Annotated in this window: 20 protein-coding genes and 1 tRNA gene; 9 read left to right on the top strand and 12 right to left on the bottom strand. The window is 39.7% G+C overall.

Annotation, left to right across the window (positions count from 1 at the left end):
* Positions 1–71: 71 nt before the first annotated feature.
* Both ACRD64_RS08805 and ACRD64_RS08800 read right to left on the bottom strand, forming a co-directional pair.
* On the bottom strand, positions 72–263 hold the full coding sequence (locus ACRD64_RS08805; protein WP_027472784.1) for a cold-shock protein: 192 nt from the start codon (positions 261–263) through the stop codon (positions 72–74).
* A 172-nt stretch (positions 264–435) separates the two neighbouring features.
* The gene (locus ACRD64_RS08800) at positions 436–726 is read right to left on the bottom strand and encodes a hypothetical protein (RefSeq protein ID WP_430932941.1); all 291 of its coding nucleotides are present in this window, start codon (positions 724–726) and stop codon (positions 436–438) included.
* 215 nt (positions 727–941) lie between these two features.
* Between ACRD64_RS08800 and ACRD64_RS08795 the strand changes: the two genes are divergently transcribed.
* The gene (locus ACRD64_RS08795; protein ID WP_430932940.1) at positions 942–1,760 is read left to right on the top strand and encodes an MBL fold metallo-hydrolase; all 819 of its coding nucleotides are present in this window, start codon (positions 942–944) and stop codon (positions 1,758–1,760) included.
* Between the two features lie 3 nt (positions 1,761–1,763).
* Here ACRD64_RS08795 and ACRD64_RS08790 read toward each other — a convergent pair whose 3' ends face one another.
* The 7 genes from ACRD64_RS08790 to tatC all read right to left on the bottom strand — a co-directional run bounded on the left by ACRD64_RS08790 (position 1,764) and on the right by tatC (position 8,309).
* Positions 1,764–2,474 (bottom strand): Crp/Fnr family transcriptional regulator, encoded by a 711-nt coding sequence (locus ACRD64_RS08790; RefSeq protein ID WP_430932939.1) that lies wholly within the window; start codon positions 2,472–2,474, stop codon positions 1,764–1,766.
* Between the two features lie 392 nt (positions 2,475–2,866).
* Complete coding sequence (clpX, locus tag ACRD64_RS08785) at positions 2,867–4,081, bottom strand: ATP-dependent Clp protease ATP-binding subunit ClpX (protein WP_430932938.1); 1,215 nt, start codon at positions 4,079–4,081, stop codon at positions 2,867–2,869.
* Between the two features lie 84 nt (positions 4,082–4,165).
* Entirely contained in the window at positions 4,166–4,843 is a 678-nt protein-coding gene (clpP, locus tag ACRD64_RS08780; RefSeq protein ID WP_430932937.1) for an ATP-dependent Clp endopeptidase proteolytic subunit ClpP, read from the bottom strand.
* A gap of 182 nt (positions 4,844–5,025) precedes the next feature.
* On the bottom strand, positions 5,026–6,387 hold the full coding sequence (tig, locus tag ACRD64_RS08775) for a trigger factor (protein ID WP_430932936.1): 1,362 nt from the start codon (positions 6,385–6,387) through the stop codon (positions 5,026–5,028).
* A 139-nt stretch (positions 6,388–6,526) separates the two neighbouring features.
* Positions 6,527–6,611: transfer RNA gene (locus tag ACRD64_RS08770), tRNA-Leu, on the bottom strand.
* A gap of 95 nt (positions 6,612–6,706) precedes the next feature.
* Entirely contained in the window at positions 6,707–7,468 is a 762-nt protein-coding gene (lptB, locus tag ACRD64_RS08765) for an LPS export ABC transporter ATP-binding protein (protein ID WP_430932935.1), read from the bottom strand.
* Positions 7,469–7,487: 19 nt separating this feature from the next.
* Positions 7,488–8,309, bottom strand: coding sequence for a twin-arginine translocase subunit TatC (gene tatC / locus ACRD64_RS08760; RefSeq protein ID WP_430932934.1), 822 nt, complete (start codon positions 8,307–8,309; stop codon positions 7,488–7,490).
* Between the two features lie 321 nt (positions 8,310–8,630).
* Here tatC and recQ point away from each other — a divergent pair, with 321 nt between their 5' ends.
* The gene (gene recQ / locus ACRD64_RS08755; RefSeq protein WP_430932933.1) at positions 8,631–10,811 is read left to right on the top strand and encodes a DNA helicase RecQ; all 2,181 of its coding nucleotides are present in this window, start codon (positions 8,631–8,633) and stop codon (positions 10,809–10,811) included.
* 77 nt (positions 10,812–10,888) lie between these two features.
* Here recQ and ACRD64_RS08750 read toward each other — a convergent pair whose 3' ends face one another.
* From ACRD64_RS08750 to purE, 3 genes are all read right to left on the bottom strand, one after another.
* Positions 10,889–12,907 carry a hypothetical protein gene (locus tag ACRD64_RS08750; RefSeq protein WP_430932932.1) on the bottom strand — a complete coding sequence of 673 codons (2,019 nt, stop codon included), beginning with the start codon at positions 12,905–12,907 and terminating at the stop codon, positions 10,889–10,891.
* Entirely contained in the window at positions 12,904–13,695 is a 792-nt protein-coding gene (locus tag ACRD64_RS08745) for a hypothetical protein (RefSeq protein WP_430932931.1), read from the bottom strand. The genes ACRD64_RS08750 and ACRD64_RS08745 overlap by 4 nt, the downstream gene beginning before the upstream one ends.
* Positions 13,696–13,833: 138 nt before the next feature.
* Positions 13,834–14,340: a 5-(carboxyamino)imidazole ribonucleotide mutase gene (gene purE / locus ACRD64_RS08740; protein ID WP_430932930.1), complete on the bottom strand. Its 507-nt coding sequence runs from the start codon at positions 14,338–14,340 to the stop codon at positions 13,834–13,836.
* A 123-nt stretch (positions 14,341–14,463) separates the two neighbouring features.
* Here purE and hpt point away from each other — a divergent pair, with 123 nt between their 5' ends.
* From hpt to ACRD64_RS08705, 7 genes are all read left to right on the top strand, one after another.
* Entirely contained in the window at positions 14,464–15,000 is a 537-nt protein-coding gene (gene hpt / locus ACRD64_RS08735) for a hypoxanthine phosphoribosyltransferase (protein WP_430932929.1), read from the top strand.
* A 17-nt stretch (positions 15,001–15,017) separates the two neighbouring features.
* Positions 15,018–15,590 (top strand): adenylate kinase, encoded by a 573-nt coding sequence (locus ACRD64_RS08730; RefSeq protein ID WP_430932928.1) that lies wholly within the window; start codon positions 15,018–15,020, stop codon positions 15,588–15,590.
* A 73-nt stretch (positions 15,591–15,663) separates the two neighbouring features.
* On the top strand, positions 15,664–16,668 hold the full coding sequence (gene obgE, locus ACRD64_RS08725; RefSeq protein ID WP_430932927.1) for a GTPase ObgE: 1,005 nt from the start codon (positions 15,664–15,666) through the stop codon (positions 16,666–16,668).
* Positions 16,632–18,458, top strand: a complete 1,827-nt coding sequence (locus ACRD64_RS08720; RefSeq protein ID WP_430932926.1) for a MutS-related protein — start codon at positions 16,632–16,634, stop codon at positions 18,456–18,458. Before obgE ends, ACRD64_RS08720 begins: the two co-directional genes overlap by 37 nt.
* A gap of 401 nt (positions 18,459–18,859) precedes the next feature.
* Positions 18,860–20,692, top strand: coding sequence for a DNA topoisomerase IV subunit B (locus tag ACRD64_RS08715; RefSeq protein ID WP_430932925.1), 1,833 nt, complete (start codon positions 18,860–18,862; stop codon positions 20,690–20,692).
* 21 nt (positions 20,693–20,713) lie between these two features.
* On the top strand, positions 20,714–23,344 hold the full coding sequence (locus ACRD64_RS08710; RefSeq protein WP_430932924.1) for a DNA gyrase/topoisomerase IV subunit A: 2,631 nt from the start codon (positions 20,714–20,716) through the stop codon (positions 23,342–23,344).
* Positions 23,345–23,375: 31 nt separating this feature from the next.
* The gene (locus ACRD64_RS08705) at positions 23,376–23,891 is read left to right on the top strand and encodes a shikimate kinase (RefSeq protein ID WP_430932923.1); all 516 of its coding nucleotides are present in this window, start codon (positions 23,376–23,378) and stop codon (positions 23,889–23,891) included.
* Positions 23,892–23,909 lie beyond the last annotated feature (18 nt).

Raw genomic sequence — 23,909 nt, 5'->3', positions numbered from 1 at the left:
ATCCCGGCTTAATTTAATTCTTTAAGCAGTAAATACTACTCTAATTTCTTCATTAAAGTGGTATAAATATATTATAATACTCTAACGTTCACTGCGTTCATACCTTTACGGCCTTCTTTTAGTTCAAATTCAACTGCATCGTCTTCACGAATTTCGTCGATTAAACCTGATACGTGCACGAAATACTCTTGGTTTGTTTCGTCCTCTTTAATGAATCCAAATCCTTTAGATTCATTGAAAAATTTTACTGTTCCTTTATTCATTACTGTAATTAAAAAAATATGTTCGCCAAAGGTAAGGGAAAATATTACAATCCCAACAATTGTATCTATTTATTTCACAATATTTTAAACAGGGATGCAAAAAAACGGTCAATACCTTTGTTTTTAGTGCCTTAAAAAAACATATTAAACTATAAAATAGCAGGATATGATGTTAACCTCGCTTTTTTCGGAAGAACTGTATACCCCCAAACCCTGAAATGATGGAGATATAAAAACCAAAATCGTACCACCAACCGGTATTATACGTTTCATAGACACTAATTGACTCATTAAAAAGACCCAGTATTAGCGAAAATGGTGCAATCCAACCATGCCAAATACCGGAGAAAAAACCGGCGTGATCATCCGGTCCGTAGCTTCCACCTCCCGGCAGACAGGAAGTCAACATTAGTAGAAGTGATAGCAACCCCAAACAAAATACTATTTTTCTATTTTTTTCCATACTTGTTAAATTTAAGGAATATATTTACTAAGCAATTTACCTTATAAAATTAATAAAGATGTGTTTTAAAACTGTTAATTTATTCGCTATTATTCGCACCATTCGAAACAGGGGAGAAAAATAAACCTGGACATGAGATAATAGACTATAAAAATTTAAAGATTTAGAATTCAATCTTTTATAAAATAAACCAACTTGAATCATAAAATAATCCTATGGAAATAACCATTCTCATTGATAACGAAAAAAATGAATTGGTGTATCGTAGCGAGCATGGTCTTTCCATGTTGATTGAATGGAACGATACAACCATTCTTTTTGATACGGGCAAAAGCGATGCTTTTATCCAAAATGCCAAACTGCTGGGTAAAGATCTTACCAAAGTAGACTACGTGGTACTCAGCCATGCACATTACGATCATACCGGGGGACTAGAAGAGTTTCTAATTCTTAATAAAACCGCTAAAATTATCCTTAAAAAAGAAGTGCTTGAAGAGCGATGGAGTGTTTCACATGGCTACAACCGAAGAATTGGTTTCCCTCTTAGGAAAAGATTTGAGCAGCTTAATGGTCGTTATATGTTTGTAGATAAAACACAAGAGGTTGTGCCCGGGTTAATTGTCTTTACCGATATCACTAAGCAGTCAGGGCATACGTTTACAGACTCCTATTTATTTGCACAGCAAGATAGTAAGCTGGTTCCTGATACCTTTAAGGATGAATTGTTTTTGGCGGCAGTAAAGGACAACAAGTTGGTGGTGTTTACGGGATGTGCCCATAACGGGGTTGAAAATATGATTCGTACCGCTATTGCGCATACTGGAATTAAAGAAATAGCATTTGTGGTAGGAGGAACGCATTTAAATAGAGCTTCCGAGGGACAAGTTCAAAGGACTTTAAAGGAACTTGAGAAATTTGACATTAAAAGGGCGGCTTTTAATCACTGCTCAGGCAAGCATAATATTCCGATGATGGATAATAAACTGGATGGAAAAATTGAATATGCTTATGCAGGAGCAAGTTACTTCCTGTAAAGCTTAGCTCTGTATAAAAAAATGGTGATCCTCTATTTCCTTTTTCATCAAGTCAACTTCGGGGATTCCGATTTTTTTTCCGTAACTATCGATCAGTTTCTCTTTTTTAAGAGAGAATAAAATACGAATAACCTGTTCCTCTTCTGTGCCGGCAAAATTAGCAATTTCTTTTGTACTAACCTGAATGTCTATTACTCCGTTCTTGTTGCCGAATTTACGAAACAAATACAGGATCGTATCTATTACTTTCTCCCTCACAGTCATGTGGGCATACATTCTCACTTTGGTTTCACTTCGGTTTAATTCTTCAGCATAAAATACCATAAAATCGTATGCCATATTAGGGTTTGATAGCAGCATTTCCTTTAGTGTATCCATTGAAAAATGGCACATAGTGGTATTTTCCAGGGCTACTGCGCCAATAGCATGACTCTGCCTGGAACTGAAACCGCGTATACCTACCATCTCACCGTTAATCGCAAAACGTAATATCTGTTCCCTGGCATTAATCCCTGTGCTAAAAACTTTAACCTTGCCCGTATGCACAAAGTGCATTCCTTCTACAGGGGTGCCTTCAACTATTATGCTTTGCCCTTTCTTACATTGCGTGGTATGCTTATTTTTCAAATAAGCCTCAATGCTTGGTTCCCCAACGTGTTTATGAATTAAACAACTTGTATTTGAGCAGTTTTTGCAATCTGTGTTATTGGGCATTTTCTTACTTTTTAACTTAAATTACAATCGAAGCATGGTTTAGTTCGGGAAAATCTATCTTTTAATATCATGCCATGAGTTCGATAGTGTGCGAATGTATATAGAATTATTCTTAAACCTGGATTATGCATTAGCACTTCGTCGTGAACATTGAAAGTGCAATAAAACAAGGCTTTGCTGAAACGAGACATAACTTGTCCCGATTACTTTCGGGAGCATCGTTATGGTGAGTTGAGGTGAAGCAGCGGAGTGTCTTGTTTTGAAACAATTTCAATGTGTAATAGATTTTCTAATGCATATTGCGGGTTAAACCGTTAGTGCTATTTTCGGTCAAATAAAAAGCCCCTCAGCTGAGCACTTAGCAGAGGGGCTTTGTTTATATCCGAATAAGCCTAGCTTGCTTTTAAACGGGCCAGACTTTCCTTGTCAATTTTAGCTTTGGCATACTCAACGGTGATGACCAATTCTTTGTCGTTTTTAGAAGGCGCTTCAAACATCATGTCCATCATAATGGTTTCGCAAATAGAGCGCAAACCTCGCGCACCTAATTTAAACTCGACCGCTTTATCTACAATGTAATCCAAAACGTCCTCGGTAAAAGTCAAGGTTATGTCATCAATTCCAAAAAGCTTTTCGTACTGTTTGATGATTGAATTTTTTGGTTCATGAAGTATCCTTCTTAAGATATCTCGATCCAACGGATTTAAATAAGTTAAGACAGGCAAACGGCCAATGATTTCAGGAATCAAACCAAACGATTTTAAATCCTGAGGAGCTACATATTGCAATAAATTTTTCTGATCAACTTTATCTTTTGCCTTACTGGCCGTGTAGCCAACCACTTTGGTATTTAGGCGCTGTCCAATTTTGCGCTCGATGCCATCAAATGCACCACCACAAACAAATAAAATATTCTTGGTGTCCACCGGAATCATTTTCTGTTCAGGGTGTTTACGTCCCCCTTGTGGCGGAACATTAACTATAGAGCCTTCCAATAGTTTTAGAAGCCCTTGCTGAACACCTTCGCCGGAAACATCACGGGTAATGCTCGGGTTATCTCCTTTACGTGCAATCTTGTCTATCTCATCAATAAATACGATTCCCTTTTCGGCAGCTTCTACATTATAATCTGCTGCTTGCAGTAATCGGGTCAGAATACTTTCAATATCCTCGCCAACATAACCTGCTTCCGTTAAAACGGTGGCATCAACAATAGTAAAGGGAACATGAAGCATTCGGGCAATGGTACGGGCTAAAAGCGTTTTACCGGTACCTGTTTCTCCTACAAGGATGATGTTGGATTTTTCAATCTCAATATCATCGGTGCTACTGCGCTGTTGTAATCTTTTGTAATGATTGTACACCGCCACCGACAAGTATTTTTTTGCCTCATCCTGACCGATAATATACTGATCCAGGAACAATTTAATTTCGGTTGGTTTCAGTAGCGTAATTTCGTCCACATTAAAACCGCCTTTTTTCTTAAATTCTTCCTCCAAAATACCATGAGCCTGCTCTATACAGCTGTCGCATATATGACCCGAAACACCTGCAATCAGCAAGTTGGTATCCTTTCTCTCTCTTCCACAAAACGAACACTTATCCATAAATTACCCTTTGAAAAATATAAACAACAATGCAGAATACGTTGAATTTACGGTATTCTGCATAGTTGTTATCAGTTTTTTATTTTACTTTACATCCCTGGTCAACACTTCGTCGATCATTCCATATTCCTTCGCCTCTTCCGCGGTCATCCAGTAATCGCGATCAGAATCCTTCTCTACCTTTTTGAAGGTATTTCCGGAATGATTGGAAATAATGGTATACAATTCTTTTTTCAGTTTTTGTATCTCTCTGGCCGTAATCTCAATGTCAGAAGCAGGCCCCTGGGCTCCACCCATGGGTTGGTGAATCATTACACGTGAATGGGTGAGCGCAGACCGCTTCCCTTTTGTTCCGGCGGTTAATAAAACAGCTGCCATAGAGGCCGCCATGCCTGTGCAAATAGTAGCTACGTCCGAGGAAATATACTGCATGGTATCGTAAATACCCAATCCGGCATAAACAGAACCACCAGGAGAATTGAAATAAATGGAAATATCCTTGTGGGGATCAGCCGATTCCAGATATAACAACTGTGCCTGAATAATATTGGCTACGGTATCGTCCACAGGCAATCCCATAAAAATAATCCTATCCATCATCAAACGTGAAAATACATCCATTGAGGCTACGTTCAACTGTCGCTCTTCAATAATGGTAGGTGAAATATACCCACTACTAACAGAGGTGTATTTGTCTAAAGCAAGACTGTTAATGCCAATATGTTTGGTGGCATATTTTTGAAAATCTTTTGGATCTATCATGATATTATTTTTTCCTATTCTTAAATATTATTGGAGAGCTAAATTAAAAAAAAATAATGTCTTATTGCAAATGAACAAAGCCTTAAATGCATATTGCGATTTAAGGCTTTGTATTTATTTGATCAACAAAGCACTATGGCTTAACGTTTGGAGAAGCGTTGTGGTTCCGTCGACCTTATTTTTTAGTTATTTTCAAAAAGCTGGTTAAATTCTTCTCTATTAACTGTTTTATCCTCAATTTTAACAGCCTCTTTTATGAAAGCTATAACCTTATCCTGCGCGGCTGTTTCCGACATGTTTCTTCGTTGCTCTTCCTGATTCATCATATCTTTGGCGTAGCTCTCCAGGTGCTCTTCAGGAATGTTTGACAATCCATATTGCATAAACTGCATTTTTGCGGATTTCTTGGCCACTTCGAGAACATCAGCTTCTTCGATTTTAATTTCGTTCACCTTTAGAATTTCGTTCTTGATCAACTGCCATCTTAAGTCATCAAGATATTTAGGCATGTCGTTCTCAAGTGATTCAGGAGTGATTTCTTCCTTGTCATGATTGATCGTTAAGATCCAGCGTTTCAAAAATGCCTCAGGCAACGCGATGTCTATTTTTTTCATCAGCTTTTCTTTGGCATCCATGGCGAATTTGTACTCACTCTCGAAATTCAAGGTTTTTTCAAGATCTTCCTTGATCTTAGCGACAAACTCTTCTTCGTTAGTGACTATATCTTTACCTAACACCTGGTCGAACAATTCCTGGTTCAACTCAGCCTCAATATAATTGGTAACTTCTTTCACGGTGAACTGGAAATCACCATCAATTTGCTCAGCTTCCTCGGCGGAAATTTTTAGCATATAGGAGGTTTGTGTAGCATCCTCGAAAGTAGTTTTGGGGGTGATAACAATAACATCGCCAGCTTTAGCACCAATTAACTTGGCTTTTGCTTCTTCGTTTTTAATAGAAACAGCGGAAATAACAGAGTCTTCTGCTGTAATACCTCCTTCTAATATTTTTCCATCCTGATCAAGCTGAGCAAAATCTCCTTTGATCATAGACTCTTCAGTAGCTTCCTCCACAATTTCCGATGTGCCAAAGCGACTCGTTGCTTGTTTCACCTGCTGGTCTAACATTTCATCGGTAACCTCTATGCTATAATACGGAAGCTTTTCTCTTTTTGACAATTTCACTTCAAATTCAGGAGCGAGGGCAAGGTCAAAATTAAACTGGAAATTTTCTTGCGTCTCAAAATCGATGGTTTCTTGTGTTTCACTTGGAAGTGGCTCACCCAGAACATTCAATTTGCTCTCAAATAAATATTTCGAAATTTCTTCAGAAACAATTTTGTTAACTTGCTCGGCCAACACATGTTTACCGTACATCTTTTTAATCATGCCAAAAGGAACTTTTCCGGGACGGAAACCAGGCATGTTGGCTTTCTTACGATAATCTTTTAGTACCTCATCAACGCGACTCTCGTAATCTTCTTTCTCTACAGTAAGTTTTAATACTGCATTTAAATCATCAATGTTTTCTTTTGAGATGTTCATCAGCTAAACAATTATTAGTGAAGTTTTTGTGTGATTACTGTTTGACCTAACCTAGGTCATCATCAATTTACTTAATTTAAAAAAACCGTCCTACTACCGATTTACATCGTAAGTGAGACGGTTTTTGTATTTCCTGAATTGGTGCGGATGAAGGGACTCGAACCCCCACGCCTCTCGGCACTAGATCCTAAGTCTAGCGCGGCTACCAATTACGCCACATCCGCGTTATTTTTTTAGCGATGCAAAGATAAGCTGTTTCTGATCTAATTTGCAAATAATATGGCAAAAAAAATAAAAATATTTTTTTCAAGTCTAAAAATCAATTACCTACATCGAACTTTCTTCGTTTTAACTCAAAGTCGTTACCCAAATAAAGCCTGCGTACTTCTGGGTCTTCAGCCAGTTCCTCGGCGGTTCCCGCTTTGAGTATATTTCCTTCAAATAATAAGTAAGCCCTGTCGGTAATGGAAAGCGTTTCGTGAACATTGTGGTCGGTAATCAAAATGCCAATGTTTTTATATTTCAGTTTGGCGACAATCTCCTGGATATCTTGCACGGCAATTGGGTCTACACCTGCAAATGGCTCATCCAACAAAATAAACTTGGGGTTAATGGCCAATGCACGGGCTATCTCGCACCTTCTTCTCTCTCCGCCCGACAATTGAATACCCAGGCTTTTGCGGATATGCCCTAAGCCAAATTCGTTCAGCAGCTCCTCCAGCCTTTCTTTCTGGTACTCCTTTGAAAATTTGGTCATTTCCAATACGGCCTTTATGTTGTCCTCAATACTCAACTTTCGGAATACGGATGCTTCTTGTGCTAAATAACCGATTCCTCGTTGTGCCCTTTTGTAAACGGGCTCCTTGGTAATAACCGTATCGTTAAGATAAATATTTCCTTCGTTAGGAGTAACCAATCCAACCGTCATATAAAAAGTGGTGGTTTTCCCGGCGCCATTAGGGCCCAGCAAACCAACAATTTCACCTTGCTCTACCTTTACAGATACACCTTTTACAACAGTCCTGTTCTTATATCTTTTAACCAAATTATCCGTATGTAGCACCAAATTCTTTTCTGACATAGTCTTATTTTTAATCCCCTTAACTCAGTTTTTCTTCCTCTTTCAATCTTTTTCGTTCAACGTTCCTCGCAATTAATATGCCGCCTTCGTATAAAAATATTAAGGGAAAACACACCAATACCTGACTAATCATATCAGGGGGTGTAATAATTGCTGCCAATAAAAGGCTTACAACAATTGAGTGCCGTCGATATTTTTTTAATGTTTCGGCAGAAACAAGACCAACTTTGGCCAAGAAATATATCAATATAGGTAATTCGAATATCAAGCCCCCTGCCAACACAATGGAGGTTATGGTGGAGATATAAGATCCCAGGTTTAAAATATTTTCTACTTTGTCGCTGACATGGTAGGTGGCCAGAAAGTGAACGGATAAAGGACAAATAATATAATAAGCGAACAATATGCCCACAGAAAAAAGGATGGAAGCAAAAAATATGGCTCCTCTCGAATGTTTAATTTCTTGTTGGTACAAAGCAGGTTTTATAAATCGCCAGAATTCCCAAAATATGTAGGGAAAGGCCACCACCAGACCGGCTATAAAAGAAACCTTAAGGTGCATAGTGAATTGTCCGGCCATTAATATATTCTGGAACTTAATAACGTCCTGATTAATGCTTAACGCCGGCATATTAAACTTATCGGCTAAATGGGTCAGCATACTATTAGTAAAAAAGTCGGGGTTGCTGGGGCCGAATATTATGGCGTCGAACAAAATTTCTTTGTACAGAAATGCCAATATAGCCACCACAAAAACCGATGCAAATGACCTTACCAAGTGCCACCTTAGCTCTTCCAAGTGCTGTAAAAAAGTCATTTCTTCATTTTCAGATTCTGCCATTGGTATTTGAATAAACAGTTTTTAGAGCGCAAACAAAAAAATCGCGGTGAATTAAATTTTTGCGAAGATAACACAGTAATTTCACAATGACAATAAGTAGAAATTAAGAGTTTTTTTCTTATATTCTACTTTTGAATACCAAAGAAATCAATATATTCTAGAAAGAATACGCTAAAAATTTGTTTAAACGAATCATATTTTTTGGATAAATGCCTAAAGTTTCTCCAAGAAAAAGTATTTTTGTTTAAAGTGATAGTTAGGAATTAAGAAACTTTTGTGCCGTTAGCTCGCAGCGGTATGGAAAGGTTAATGATATTTGTTATGGGAAAAAAGGTCGATCTTGGGGTTCACTTGAAGAGGCATTTTGGTTTTGATACCTTTAAAGGAAACCAGGAAGAAGTAATTGAAAATGTTCTTAAGGGGAATGATACATTTGTTTTAATGCCAACCGGTGGAGGTAAATCGTTGTGTTATCAATTGCCGGCACTTATCTTACCCGGCACTGCCATTGTTATTTCTCCTTTAATTGCCTTAATGAAAAATCAGGTGGATGCTATACGTAATGTAAGTGAGGACGATGGAATTGCACATTTCCTTAATTCATCGCTCACAAAAGCAGCAATTGCCAAGGTAAAAGAAGATATGCTGTCCGGTAAAACAAAATTGCTTTATGTGGCGCCGGAATCACTTACCAAAGCAGAAAATATAGATTTCCTGAAAAAGGTGGAGATTTCCTTTTATGCTGTGGACGAAGCGCACTGTATTTCGGAGTGGGGGCATGATTTTCGGCCGGAATACCGGAGAATAAGGCCGATCATTGAAGAGATTGGAAGCAAGCCTTTAATTGCATTAACTGCCACAGCTACCCCAAAAGTACAGAGTGATATACAAAAGAGTTTAGGAATGGTGGGTTCTATGGTGTTTAAATCATCATTTAACCGTCCAAATCTTTACTACGAGGTTCGTTCAAAGAAACATGCCACAAAGCAGATAATAAAAATTTTAAAAGAAAATACAGGTAAATCGGCTATTATTTATTGCCTAAGCCGAAAGAAGGTGGAAGAACTGGCCGAGACATTAGTTGTTAATGGAATTAAAGCCAGGGCTTACCATGCCGGGATGGATGCAAGTAGGCGGGCCGGAAACCAAGATGCCTTTTTGATGGAAGAAACGGATGTGATTGTCGCCACCATCGCCTTTGGTATGGGTATCGATAAACCCGATGTTAGACTCGTGATTCATTATGATATTCCTAAAAGTCTAGAAGGCTATTATCAAGAGACAGGCCGTGCCGGCAGAGATGGAGGAGAAGGAAAATGTATCACTTTTTATAGTTATAAGGACATTCAGAAGCTGGAGAAGTTTATGCAAGGTAAGCCAATAGCAGAACAAGAAATTGGCAAACAGCTTCTTTTGGAGACAGTATCCTATGCCGAATCGTCTATCTGCAGGCGTAAAATATTACTCCACTATTTTGGTGAAAAGTATCATGAGGATAACTGTGATACCTGCGATAACTGTTGCAATCCTAAAGAACAAAGCGAAGGGCAAGATAGTGTTGTTACCATGCTTAATACTGTACTTGAACTGAAAGAGCGTTTTAAAGCCGATCATATGGTTTCATTCTTAACCGGGGAGGCCAATTCTGCTATTAAATCTTACAAACATAACGATCACAAATTGTTTGGCAGCGGAAAGGAAAAAGACGGTAAATACTGGAATGCTGTTGTCCGTCAATTGTTAGTGGCCGGATTGTTAATTAAGGAAATTGAAAACTATGGTATTTTAAAAGTTAGTGATGCCGGAAAAGAGTATCTGGAGAATCCTCGTTCGTTTATGATAACCCAGGAACATGATTTTGATACCGAAGATGTAGAAGAAAAGTCGGTTGGGGGAACGGCAGCTGTCGATCCGGAATTGTTTAGTATGCTAAAAGACTTAAGGAAAAAGATTTCGAAGAAGAAGAACTTGCCTCCTTTTGTGATTTTTCAGGATCCCTCGTTAGAGGCTATGGCTATACATTATCCGATTACTTTGGAGGAGATGATGAACATACCCGGGGTAGGTTCGGGAAAAGCCAACCGTTTCGGGAAAGAATTTGTGCAGCTGATTAAAAGCCATGTGGAGGAGAACGAGATAGAACGTCCGGTGGATATGGTGGTGAAGTCCGTGGCCAACAAGTCGAAAAATAAGATTGCTGTTATACAAAGCATTGACCGTATGATCCCGTTAAACGATATTGCGGAGTCAAGAGGGCTGGACATGAATGAACTGATTTCGGAAATAGAATCCATAGTTTATTCCGGAACCCGGGTTAATATTGATTATTACATCGATCAAGTAATGGACGAGGATCGCAGGGATGATATTTTCTATTATTTTAAGGAGGATGCCGAAACGGATGACATTGGTAGTGCTTTGGATGAGTTGGGCGAAGATGAGTACTCCGAAGAGAACATCCGATTGGTAAGGGTCAAGTTTTTGTCGGAAGTTGGGAATTAATCTGGTCTATGGTAAGTTAATGCGGAGTCACTGGGTTGTATTTAGAAACTATAGATCAATGTTAAATCTACCATTGACTAGAATTTTATTTGTATTTGCATTCTAATATTGGTTCGGGTATTGCTATTGATGGTTTGTAATCCCGAGCTGATTTCGTTTCTGTCAGAATAGGTGGTTCTGCCTGCCTTAATCCAGAGCTTCACATTTCTAAGCGCTTGGTATTGAGCCATAAAATACACCCTCGATCCTTCCCCCTGAAAAGCAGGTGTGTAAAAATTATAAAGCAGATCGTTCTCGTAAGCATACAAACGTGTGTCGTAATTTTCGGTGTCGAATATGCTGTAACGTAACCAACAAGAAAGTTTGTGGTTGTTGTTCAGGAATTTTACACCGGTGTAGGCAAGTATTCCTTCCGTGCTGCGTTTGTTTTCTTCCTTGTAAAAAGACTTCTCCACGCGCATCTGCAGCAACCAGTTCTGATGGGCTACCATGTCTGTGTGTAATCTAACTTTCTTAATGTTAGTGGTTGCAATAATATACTCGGGGATATCTTCTATAGTTTGGTTTTGCGACTTCTCTTTTTCGCGATAACGCACATTTACTTTAAACTGTGGATTAAGCTCATAATTTGCCTGAAAAGAAATGTCATAGCCGCTTGAAGGTTTGTCGATACTATATTTTAACCAGTTGGTTTTAAATAAATCCACGTAACCCGCAAGTTTTAACTTAGGCACCGGCAATGTGTTTATAGCCAGATAAAAACCCGATTCGCCTGCCGGAAATGAGTTTTCGGAAAAAGCGTTAACCCAAGGCGAATAATATTTGCGGGAGAAATAACGGTGCGATAGTGCCACGGAAACTTGGTTGGCCGGTCTGAGCTGCAAGCCGTTTATCATGGCTGGATTACCGGTGCCGTCGACAGCCAGCTCGCCAAAAGCCAGCCAATTGTTAGTGCCATAATTATAAGCAATCCAATACTGCGACGATTTCGTTTTTTCGTGGGCCAAAATTTGATATAGCTCTTTTACGGCTATGGAGTCGGCATCGTACGTCTGAGAAAATCCCCCTAAAGAAACAGATAGGTTTTTAAACCGACAATCTAAATTTGCGCCATAAGTGGACTGGCCAAGTTTGTTCTTTTTGTTTAATTCGCTTTGGGTACGATGGTAACCGGTCTCGGGCATCGAAGCTACGATGGTCCAAGTTGAATCTTCATGGAATCCGATATCTGCATCCCTATCCTTTAGAGAAGCAAACAAGGAAAATTCCGCATTTTTATAGGCAAGGGTAGTTGCTATACCTCTAAAATAAGCATACTCATTAGCTGATGAATACTTCCTGAATCCATGGCCTCTTTTCCGAATACTCAAGGGTTCCGAAGTCTTACCCATGCTTGTTCCGGTCCACAAAGCAAGGCCCTGTCCAAAATTGGCATGATAATCTCCGATAATCACAGTCTTTATAAGATTGTCGCCCTCAAACATCGCATAACCGGATACAAAGTCGATAGGCGTTATTTCCTCTCCGGGATCTTTGTCCATCACCATGCCAGCATACCAGTTGCTACCATACCGGAGTTGAAGTTTGGCGTACAAATGATGCCTGTCGCCATAGTAGCCCGAACCGGTAGAGTCCGATTCGTAACCTTTGGCTTTTTCCACATCAAACTGGTCGCGCAGAATCAATTGTCCATCTAGGTGTTTTCTGTATGGTGGTTTTGTTTCGATAGGTTCTATTGTTACAAACATCATTAGCCGTTCAATATCTGTCCGGGTAAGACCACCTGCACCTTGTAACTGATATTTTGAGTCCAGCGGCCCCATTTTTTCCATATAATCCAAAATCGCTTTAATCTGTAGGTCGGACAGAAATACGAGTTTCTCCAAATCAACCTGTTCAATTAAATTTATATTGACAGGATTTTCATACAGCTCTAAAAGGTCATCAAAAATTTGAGATTGATTGTTTAAATCGATGTCGTTCTCACTAAGCGACTCCATCAGCTCGTCAATCACTTTCTCCGGATTTTCGGCCACCTGTGCCCGTATTCCTGCAATGCCGATCAGGAGAGTTAATGTCAAGAGTAGCAGCTTCATTGATTTTGCCGAAATAAATAAGTAATTCCGAAACAAGATGATATTCCAAGAACATCGTGATGTGACATTCCTGCATCCAATTGAAAATCGAAAACGTTAAAACCCAGTCCAAAGGTGTAATTCAGCGGTTTTCCAAAGAGGCCTGTCCTTATCCAAACCATCTCCTTTATCTCATATTCCAGGCCCAGTTTAAATAGACTTTTAAAACCGTCTTGTTTTTCCAATTCGCAGGAAATATCGAAATCGGTCGAAGCATTCCAGTTGAAACCCAATACAAACAAAGAAGGGATCTGGGAAGAAATATCTTGAACTGTAATTTTGGACCGTTCGGGATTGGAAACAAAGCAACCTAGTTGAACGGCATCCATAGGTTCGTAGATCACACCTACGCCGGCAAAGAGTTGGCTTCCCGATCCGCTTTGTGAAACATCGGTATTCTGAAAGTTAAACTGGAAGGCGGCATGCAGAGTGGGTGTTATGCTTCGCGAATAGGATAAGCCAATGTTATTCTCTTGATATAATGAATAGCCAAATTGATTGATATTCACAGCTAACACGCCAAACTGGTATGGAAGCACAACCAGGGCATTTTTTGAGCTTAATTCATGCACAAAATATGGGAGGTAGTACGAAACTGAGGCGGCAATTTGTGTTGTTTTGGAGGTTCCGGCGGGATTTGTCAATACGCTCCAGCTATCAAAGCTGGCTGTACCTGTTCCTCCTCTTCCCAAAGATACAGGAGAGTTTAAATAAGCCGACTGCCCCATTGTTCCTATGGGTAATAACATGTAGGCAATCCATTGTAAAATACGGTTAGGGGTCATAAAAAAAGGCAACCAAAAGTTTCACCTTATAAGTTACCTTATTTGTAATACGATAGCAAGTATTCTTCTACAAAAATATGTCAAATAACCAAGCCTAAACTTTTAGTTGGTTTTGAAATCATATTTAATCTCGCTTAATTCCTTGTTGGCATTTTCAATTTTTACCTTTAGGTTGTCCTTGAAAGCTGCAACCCGCTCGGCTAATTCCCTGTCGCCAAGAGATATCATCTGAGCGGCTAGGATACCTGCATTCTGGGCACCGTTGATACCTACAGTTGCAACGGGAATTCCAGGAGGCATTTGAACAATCGCCAATAGGGCATCCAGCCCATCCAGAGAGGCTTTAATGGGTACGCCAATAATTGGCAACTTGGTCATGGAAGCAATTACGCCGGGAAGGTGAGCGGCCATACCGGCAGCAGCTATAATTACCTTTATTCCTCGGTCTTCGGCTCCTTTAGCAAATTTTTCAACAGCTTCAGGGGTTCTGTGCGCCGATAATGCGTTTATCTCAAATGGAATTTTTAAATCGTTTAGCACTTGGGCTGCCTTTTCCATAACAGGCAAGTCGGACGTGCTACCCATAATAATACTAACTACTGCTTGCATAGTAAAACTGTTTGTAATAAATGATTAAACTAGCGCAAAATTAATAAGTTATAAAATAAAATAGCTCATGCACGGGTTTTTTTTGTATTTTTGCGCCATTAATTTAAAAAATCCCCCCAATTAATGAAGCGCATAAAGTTATTAGACAGGGAGTTTGAGCTGTCTTTATCTTATAAGGAGATTGATGGAGCGATTGAAAAAATCGCGGATAAAATGAATAAGGAGCTGGCAGGTGTCGACCCATTAATGATTTGTATCTTAAATGGTTCGTTTATGTTTGCGGCCGATTTAATGAAAAAGGTAAATTTTCCATGTAAGATCAGCTTCGTTAAATTGTCGTCGTACGAAGGAACCGGAACAACCGGAACCGTAAAAGAATTGATCGGATTAACCGAGAATATTGAAGGCAGAACGGTTGTGATTCTGGAGGATATAATTGATACCGGTATAACCATCGAAAAAATTATAAAACAGTTAGAGGGTTACAAACCAAAGGATCTTAAAATAGCAAGTATGCTGTTTAAGCCCGAAGCTTGTAAGGCAGATATTAACGTAGATTATATCGGACTGGAGATTCCGAACGATTTCATAGTAGGTTACGGATTGGATTATGACGGTTATGGAAGAAATTTGCCTGACATTTATACCGTAGTAGAATAAAATAAAATATAGTTAAAATGTTGAACGTAGTAATTTTTGGCCCTCCGGGGTCGGGTAAAGGTACCCAAAGCGAAAATATTATTAAGAAGTATAACTTAGCTCATATTTCAACCGGAGATTTATTGAGAGCCGAAATTAGCGGTCACACTCAATTAGGCACAATTGCTAAAAGTTTCATCGACAAAGGGGAATTGGTTCCTGATGAAACCATTATTGGAATGATTGACAACAAAATTGAATCATTGGCAAATACCGACGGGGTTATTTTTGATGGTTTTCCAAGGACCGAAGCACAGGCTGCTGCGCTGGATGAGTTGTTAGGTGAATATAAAACCAAAGTATCCGTAATGGTAAACCTTGAAGTCCCCAGGGAGGAATTGATAGAGCGTTTACTTAAAAGAGGTGAAACCTCTGGTCGTTCCGACGATAATTTGGATACTATCGAAAAAAGAATCTCGGTATACGAAACACAAACTAAGCCGGTCATTGATTTCTATAAAAAGAAAAGAGTGTATAAATCAATTAAAGGCGTAGGTAGTATCGAGGAAATATTTGAGTCAATTTCAGAGGCTATTGATTCTGCCAATTAGGCAATTATTTTAATTTTATATAAAGCCACGGAGGTTATACCTGCCCGTGGCTTGTTCTATTAAAAACTAGGTTATGGCAAGCAGCAATTTTGTAGATTACGTGAAAATTTTCTGTCGTTCAGGAAAGGGAGGGGCTGGTTCTATGCATATGCGTCGCGAGAAGTTTATCCCCAAGGGAGGGCCTGATGGTGGCGATGGAGGCAGAGGCGGACACGTAATTATAAAAGGAAGCCGTAACCATTGGACCCTGCTTCATCTTAAGTTCCAGCGCCATATTTTTGCCGGTCATGGCATGTCTGGTGGCGGACAAGGTAGTTATGGAGCGCAAGGTGATGACAAAACCATTTTTGTGCCGCTCGGAACCATTGCCAAAGATGCTGAGACAGGAGAAGTTATCTGTGAAATAACTGAAGAAAATCAGGAATTCATTATTGCCAAAGGCGGACTTGGAGGCAGAGGAAACATGCATTTTAAAACCTCCACTAACCAAACGCCTCGATACGCCCAGCCAGGACAAGACTTGACGGAAATTGCAGTTATTCTTGAACTAAAAGTTTTAGCCGACGTAGGTTTGGTGGGGTTTCCAAATGCGGGCAAGTCGACCCTGTTGTCGGTAGTGTCCGCCGCAAAACCCGAGATCGCCGACTATCCTTTTACTACCCTTGTTCCGAATCTTGGGATTGTGAACTACCGCGACTACAAGTCGTTTGTGATGGCCGATATTCCAGGGATTATAGAGGGAGCAAGTGAAGGGAAAGGTCTTGGATTAAGATTTTTAAGGCATATTGAACGCAATTCCATTCTCCTGTTTTTGGTTCCTTCCGATGCCGATGATATTAAAAAAGAATATGAGATTCTTTTAAATGAGCTAAAAAATTACAGCCCCGAACTGCTCGACAAAGAAAGGCTTCTAGCGATTTCAAAGTGCGATTTGTTGGACGAGGAGCTAATGGAGGAAATCAAACAAGACCTTCCCGAAATCCCATATACTTTTATATCTTCGGTGGCCAATTTAGGTATCACTGAGTTAAAAGATATGATATGGAAAGCATTGGAGGAATCCAACAAAGATATATAGGACTATGCGAACAGTATAGCGAACGGGCGAGTTTATATACCAAACAAATCGATGATGTATCCGGTAAGCTTGTTCGTTTAGGTTGGTTACGTTTATTGATTTTTATTCTATTATTTGCCGCACCTATTTATGTTTATGAATATTCCATAGTTGCTTCGGCAATTCTTTTTGTTGGTTTTGCTATTGCCTTTGGCGTTTTAGTTAAGCGATCTATTTCCTATAGAAAGTATAAGGCGGAAATGTATCTATGGCAAGGTCTTAACCGGAATGAGAGAAAAGCCATGGAAGGCGATTGGAGTTGCTTTGATCCGGGTAGCGAATTTATTGATCCCCGGCACGATTATTCTCACGATTTGGACATGTTCGGAGAAGGTTCGTTCTTTCAGTATATTAACCGGACTTCAACTTTGGAAGGCACCAATGTACTTAAAAACAAAATTTGTTCTCCCTATACGGACTGCAACAGTATTTTAACCGAACAAAAATCTATCATAGATTTATCGGAGAGATTGGATTTTCGTCAGCGTTTTTTTGCTAAGGGGAAAATGTTGGACGAAACAAAAGAAGATATAAACAGGATTAAATCTTTTAAGAGTTACAAGCCTTTTTTCCAGTCAAAAGGCAAACTATTTTATTCGCTGCTTATTGCAATGCCCATATTGTTTTGTATCTCCCTCATATTTTCATTCTTTGAATTGCCGTCCGGTGTGCCAATAATTATCTTTTTAATAAACCTTGGCATTGTTGGATTCAATATTAAAGAAATCAATAAAATTAACCAGCAATTTTCATCGCTTACCGGAATATTGCAAAAGTATGCCATACTAACCGATCTAATAGTGAATGAAAAATATAGCGCAGAAAAATTGACAGCTTTACAAAGTCAGCTTAGTGTTGAAAACGTCACGGCATCAAAAATAATTCGTAAACTCAGTAAATACATGAGCCAGTTTGACCAGCGAAACAGCATGTTTGTCGGGTTTCTGCTTAACGGTTTCTTGCTTTGGGATTATAGATATGTGAATAAGATTGAACTGTGGTTGGAGAAATTCGGAAGTGAAATTGACCAGTGGATTGATGTGGTGCATGAAATAGATGCATTAAACAGTATGGCTGGATATGTTTTTAATCACCCTGATTTTGTATTTCCCCTGCCGCAAAAACAAACAGTACTTCAGGCTAAAGATCTGGGGCATCCTTTGTTGGACAGAGGCGAACGGGTTTGCAACGATTATGATTTTAAAGAATCAATATTCTCGTTAATTACCGGGGCTAATATGTCCGGTAAAAGTACTTTTTTACGGACTGTGGGTTTAAATTTAGTATTAGCCAGATGTGGAATGCCTGTATGCGCAAGCGCTATGACTTTCAGGCCAATGTCGATGATTACCAATATGCGAACTACGGACTCGCTGATGAAGCACGAGTCATACTTTTTTGCGGAGTTGAAGCGCCTTCAGTACATCATTGAACAACTTAAGCAGGGTAACGACGTGTTTATAATTCTTGATGAGATTTTAAAGGGGACCAACTCCAATGATAAAACCTATGGTTCGATGGAACTGATTAAACACCTGCTGTCTTTAAACGCTTTTGGAATGATAGCAACGCATGATCTGGAATTGGGCGTGCTCGAAGATCAAACGGATGGTAAAATTGTTAATCGCTGTTTTGAAGTTGAAAATACGGACAACAAATTACATTTCGATTATAAATTGCAGTTTGGAGTCACTCAAAATCATAATGCTACTTTCTTAATGAAACGTATGGGTATAATTGCGAACAATTAATAAAGAATTATTTTTTGATTAGAGCCAAAAAAATAGCTAAAACACTATGTTTTAAAGTTTTTTTTGGTTTTTTTTACAGGGATATTACTCAATCTCCAATTGATTAAATTTTTAAAATTAATTCATGAGGAGTGTTTTTACCGTTATATTAATTTTCGGTTCACAAAATTTGCAATAAACGGGTTCATTTAGTTGGACCCGTTTTTTTTAAAATGAGATTTCAATAGGAATATACATTAAATTATGATAGATTGACAGGTCGTTCCACAAACTTACCAACTGGGTAAACACAATAACAGTTTGACAATAGACAACAATCTGCCTCCTATTGTTGATAAAAGAATTACCAAACAAAATCCTGTTTTATTATATTTGGGAGATTTTCTTTAAAAAAACAAGCTATGTCGCAGCAGTATTCAGAAGACGCTATAAGAACGTTAGATTGGAAAGAGCATATTCGCAAACGTCCCGGTATGTACATTGGTAAGCTGGGTGACGGTTCCTATCCCGATGACGGGATTTATGTGCTTTTAAAAGAGGTTATGGACAACTCTATCGATGAGTATATGATGGGGTTTGGGAAAAAGATTGATGTCACCGTGCAAGAAGGTATCGTTACCATCCGCGACTATGGTAGAGGAATTCCTTTAGGTAAAGTGATTGACGTGGCCTCGAAAATGAATACCGGGGCAAAATACGATTCTAGAGTGTTTAAAAAATCTGTGGGGCTTAACGGAGTTGGTATCAAAGCCGTAAATGCGCTATCCGCAGATTTCTCGGTGACAGCCTTTCGTGAAGGGGAATGTAAGAAAGTCGATTTCTCACAAGGGAATATCATTAAAGAATACGAGATTGAGCCAACCTCCGAAGAGAACGGAACCTTTGTGACATTTAAACCGGATTCGTCTATTTTTGATAAATATAACTATAGAGACGAGTACATCGAGCCACTTCTGAAAAACTATACCTATTTAAATGCCGGTTTAGCTATCTATTTCAATGGTAAAGTGTATAAATCGAAGAATGGCTTGTTGGATCTACTTAACGACAACATGACCTCTCCGGGGATTTATCCACTTATTCATCTTTCGACAGATGATTTTGAGGTGGCATTGACGCATGGAAACCAGTATGGAGAAGAGTATTACACCTTTGTAAACGGGCAGCATACCACACAGGGGGGTACACATCAGATTGCATTCAGGGAGGCCTTAGTAAAAACAATACGAGAGTTTTACAATAAAAACTTCGATGTTTCGGATATCCGAACTGGGGTTATTGCAGCCATCAGTATAAAAATTGAAGAGCCTGTTTTTGAGTCGCAAACAAAAACCAAGTTGGGATCTAAGGATATGGGCCCTCAAGGCCCTTCCGTCAGAAATTTCATTGTAGACTTTATTAAAAAGGAGCTGGATAACTTCCTGCACAGAAATGCTGAAACGGCAGAACTTTTGATGAAGAAAATACTGGAATCCGAAAAAGAGCGCAAAGCTATTTCAGGTATCCAGAAACTGGCCAAAGAAAGAGCCCGGAAAGTAAGCTTGCACAATAAGAAACTGCGTGATTGTCGGGTACATTACAGCACCAACAATGAGGATGCACCCAACTCATCTATTTTCATTACCGAGGGTGACTCGGCCAGTGGTTCCATTACTAAAGCACGAAACGTGAATACGCAAGCGGTTTTTAGTTTAAAAGGAAAGCCCCTTAACTCATATGGATTAACACGCAAGGTGGTATATGAGAACGAGGAGTTTAACTTGTTGCAGGCGGCCCTTAATATTGAAGATGGTTTGGAAACATTGCGGTATAACCACGTTATTATTGCTACGGATGCCGACGTGGATGGAATGCATATCCGTTTGTTGTTGATTACCTTCTTTTTGCAATTCTTCCCCGAATTGGTTAAAAACGGCCACCTGTATATTCTGCAGACGCCATTGTTTAGGGTCAGGAATAAAAAGAAGACCATATATTGTTACTCCGACGAAGAAAAGCAAGCTGCCATGAAAAAACTGGGCGCCAATCCCGAGATAACCCGATTTAAAGGACTTGGCGAGATTAGTCCCGATGAGTTCAAGCATTTTATCGGGAAAGATATCCGGTTGGAACCGGTACGGATGAAAAAAGAAGATTCGGTGAAGGAACTGCTAACTTTTTATATGGGTAAAAATACACCAAACCGCCAGGAATTTATTATTGAAAATCTTGTAGTAGAAGAAGATCCTGCATAATTTTTATAATGCACCAGAAGAATGAGCGACGAAAATAATACACAAAACGAGGAAGAATTAGCGCCTAACCGCAAAGAGTTTAATTCGGACGAAGATCAAGGTACAGAAAAACCGTATACAGAAACGCGGATTTCACATTTGGGAGGCATGTACAAAAGTTGGTTTTTGGATTACGCATCATATGTGATTCTTGAACGCGCGGTGCCTCACCTCAACGATGGTTTAAAGCCGGTTCAGCGACGTATTCTTCACGCCATGCGGCGGATGGACGATGGGAGATACAACAAGGTGGCCAACATTATTGGTTTTACCATGCAGTTTCACCCGCACGGAGATGCGTCAATTGGCGATGCCTTGGTGCAATTGGGGCAAAAGAACTTATTGATTGATACCCAGGGAAACTGGGGTAACGTGGCAACAGGGGATGGTGCAGCCGCTCCGCGCTATATCGAAGCCAGATTGACCAAGTTTGCCCAGGAGGTAGTCTTCAATCCCAAAACCACGCATTGGAAAATGAGTTACGATGGCCGTAACAAAGAGCCCATCACCCTCCCGGTTAAGTTTCCGTTGCTTTTGGCCCAGGGTGTTGAAGGTATTGCAGTGGGTTTGGCTTCCAAAATTTTGCCACACAACTTTAATGAATTGATCGATGCTTCTATCTGTCATTTGGAAGGTAAGGACTTTGAAATATTCCCGGACTTCCCGACCGGCGGGATGGCTGATGTTTCCCGTTATAACGATGGGCTAAGAGGAGGAGCGGTAAAAGTACGTTCCAAAATAGTCAAGGAAGATAACCGGACCCTGAATATCAGCGACATTCCGTTCGGTAAGAATAGCTCCACCTTAATCGAGTCTATCATAAAGGCCAACGAAAAGGGTAAAATTAAGATTAAAAAGATTGACGATAACACCGCGGAAAAGGTGGAGATTCTTATCCATTTGCCCAACGGTGTTTCTACGGATAAAACGATAGATGCGCTATATGCCTTCACCGATTGCGAGGTTTCAATCTCGCCCAACTCCTGTTTGATTGAGGATAACACGCCTAGGTTTATGCCGGTTTCCGAAATCTTAAAGCGGAATACCGACCATACGGTTCATTTGTTGACACGTGAGTTGGAGATTCGCAAGGGTGAGCTGGAAGAGGCCTGGCATTTTGCCTCCCTGGAACGTATTTTCATCGAAAACAAAATTTACCAGAAAATTGAGGAGTGTGAAACGATGGAGGCCATTATCCAAACCATCGATCATGGCTTGGACCCGTTTAAAGAGATCTTGCGCCGAAAGGTAACACGCGATGATATTATTAAACTAACCGAAATTAAGATTAAGCGTATTTCGAGGTTTGATGCCAAAAAGGCGGATGAGTATATTGCTTCCATAGAGGAAGAAATGGAACAGATTGAATACAATCTGGCAAATATCATCCCTTACAGTATCAACTATTACAAGCATATCAAAAAAACGTACGGTAAAAATCATCCCCGACAAACCGAAATCAGAAGCTTTGAGAACATTGAAGCAAGCAAAGTTGTGGTGAAAAACGAGAAACTGTATATCAATCGGAAGGAAGGATTTATGGGAACGTCGCTGCGACGCGACGAGTTTGTTTGCGATTGCTCGGATATAGACGATATTATTATTTTTTATAAAGATGGTCGTTATTTGATTACAAAAGTATCCGACAAGGCATTTATCGGCAAAGGAGTGTTGCATCTGGCAGTTTTCAAAAAATCCGATACACGAACCATCTATAACGTGGTTTACCGGGATGGGAAGGCAGGTGCAGTATATGTTAAGCGGTTTGCGGTCACCGGAATCACCCGCGACAAAGAATATGATGTCACAAAGGGAACAAAAGGATCGGACATATTGTACTTTAGCGCTAACCCAAATGGAGAGGCCGAGGTGCTCAAAATTATGCTGAAACCAAAGGCCAGAATTCGTAATATGATATTCGACTTCGATATGGCCGGCCTGGCCATTAAAGGTAGAGGTGCCATGGGTAATATTCTTACCAAATACGAGGTTCAGAAAGTGGCCCTGCGCAAAAAGGGAGTCTCTACACTTGGTGGACGGAAAATTTGGTTCGATAAAGATGTGCTCAGATTAAATTCCGACAGCAGGGGAGAATATCTGGGAGAGTTTCATGCAGATGATTTGATTCTGGTGATTACCAAGGATGGTCATTACTACCACACTAATTTTGATCTGACCAATCATTACGAGGACAATATCTTGTTGATCGAAAAATACAAATCAGATAAGGTATGGTCTGTTGCCTATTACGATGCCGATCAAAAATATTACTACTTAAAAAGGTTCCAGCTAGAAGCTTCAACCAAGGCGCAAAGTTTTATCGGAGAAAACAACAGATCCTATCTGGTTAGGGTAACAACAGTGGATTACCCTCGCTTGGAAGTAAAATTCGGGGGGGAAGATAAGGATCGCGATAAGATGATTGTTGAGGTAGATGAGTTCATTGGGGTGAAAAGCTTTAAGGCCAGAGGCAAACGGTTAACGACCTATCAAGTTTCAAAAATTAACGAGTTGGAACCGTTGATTAAAAAGGAAGAGCCGGAAGAACCCGCTGAACCTGAAAATAAGGAGGGAGAAGACAGGGAAGATAAAGATCAGATGTCGTTGTTTTAAAGTTCAAATTCTCGTATCTAAAGCTATGGAAATGACCAAAAGAGTTTACCTGATAGGATTTATGGGCAGCGGGAAATCCACGCTTGGCCGTTGGCTGGCAAATGCCATGGAAGGATGGACTTTTTTAGACTTGGATCATTTTATCGAAAATAAGTATCATAAAACCATTCCTCAAATATTTGAAGAAAAAGGGGAAGATGGTTTTCGTCAGATAGAAGCCTCATGTCTCGGGGAAATAAGTTGTTTTGAAAAGGTAATTGTTGGAGCGGGAGGCGGAACGCCTTGCTTTTTCAATAATATGGAGGTAATGAACAATACGGGTTTATCAATTTATCTTCAGCTTACACCTCAGGTTATTTATAATAGATTACAAACATCGAAGTCGCAGCGCCCGCTGATTAAAGGGAAAAAAGGTGATGAACTTCTTGACTATATAGCTGTTAAACTAGCGGAAAGGGAAGGTTTTTATACCAAGGCTAAACTGATAGCCGATGCCGATAATTGGGTGGTGGAGGATTTTGTAAATGCTATCCGTAACCATTCTTAAACCTTTTCTAAAGATTCT

The organism is Saccharicrinis sp. 156, assembly GCF_050589685.1.
Taxonomy (GTDB): Bacteria; Bacteroidota; Bacteroidia; order Bacteroidales; family Marinilabiliaceae; genus Saccharicrinis.
This window is presented reverse-complemented; position numbering and strand designations above follow the sequence as displayed.

Coding starts and splice junctions, on each gene's coding strand:
- ACRD64_RS08805 (WP_027472784.1), bottom strand. CDS start 263: ATGAATAAAGGAACAGTAAAATTTTTCAATGAATCTAAAGGATTTGGA.
- ACRD64_RS08800 (WP_430932941.1), bottom strand. CDS start 726: ATGGAAAAAAATAGAAAAATAGTATTTTGTTTGGGGTTGCTATCACTT.
- ACRD64_RS08795 (WP_430932940.1), top strand. CDS start 942: ATGGAAATAACCATTCTCATTGATAACGAAAAAAATGAATTGGTGTAT.
- ACRD64_RS08790 (WP_430932939.1), bottom strand. CDS start 2,474: ATGCCCAATAACACAGATTGCAAAAACTGCTCAAATACAAGTTGTTTA.
- clpX (WP_430932938.1), bottom strand. CDS start 4,081: ATGGATAAGTGTTCGTTTTGTGGAAGAGAGAGAAAGGATACCAACTTG.
- clpP (WP_430932937.1), bottom strand. CDS start 4,843: ATGATAGATCCAAAAGATTTTCAAAAATATGCCACCAAACATATTGGC.
- tig (WP_430932936.1), bottom strand. CDS start 6,387: ATGAACATCTCAAAAGAAAACATTGATGATTTAAATGCAGTATTAAAA.
- lptB (WP_430932935.1), bottom strand. CDS start 7,468: ATGTCAGAAAAGAATTTGGTGCTACATACGGATAATTTGGTTAAAAGA.
- tatC (WP_430932934.1), bottom strand. CDS start 8,309: ATGGCAGAATCTGAAAATGAAGAAATGACTTTTTTACAGCACTTGGAA.
- recQ (WP_430932933.1), top strand. CDS start 8,631: ATGGGAAAAAAGGTCGATCTTGGGGTTCACTTGAAGAGGCATTTTGGT.
- ACRD64_RS08750 (WP_430932932.1), bottom strand. CDS start 12,907: ATGAAGCTGCTACTCTTGACATTAACTCTCCTGATCGGCATTGCAGGA.
- ACRD64_RS08745 (WP_430932931.1), bottom strand. CDS start 13,695: ATGTTATTACCCATAGGAACAATGGGGCAGTCGGCTTATTTAAACTCT.
- purE (WP_430932930.1), bottom strand. CDS start 14,340: ATGCAAGCAGTAGTTAGTATTATTATGGGTAGCACGTCCGACTTGCCT.
- hpt (WP_430932929.1), top strand. CDS start 14,464: ATGAAGCGCATAAAGTTATTAGACAGGGAGTTTGAGCTGTCTTTATCT.
- ACRD64_RS08730 (WP_430932928.1), top strand. CDS start 15,018: ATGTTGAACGTAGTAATTTTTGGCCCTCCGGGGTCGGGTAAAGGTACC.
- obgE (WP_430932927.1), top strand. CDS start 15,664: ATGGCAAGCAGCAATTTTGTAGATTACGTGAAAATTTTCTGTCGTTCA.
- ACRD64_RS08720 (WP_430932926.1), top strand. CDS start 16,632: ATGGAAAGCATTGGAGGAATCCAACAAAGATATATAGGACTATGCGAA.
- ACRD64_RS08715 (WP_430932925.1), top strand. CDS start 18,860: ATGTCGCAGCAGTATTCAGAAGACGCTATAAGAACGTTAGATTGGAAA.
- ACRD64_RS08710 (WP_430932924.1), top strand. CDS start 20,714: ATGAGCGACGAAAATAATACACAAAACGAGGAAGAATTAGCGCCTAAC.
- ACRD64_RS08705 (WP_430932923.1), top strand. CDS start 23,376: ATGACCAAAAGAGTTTACCTGATAGGATTTATGGGCAGCGGGAAATCC.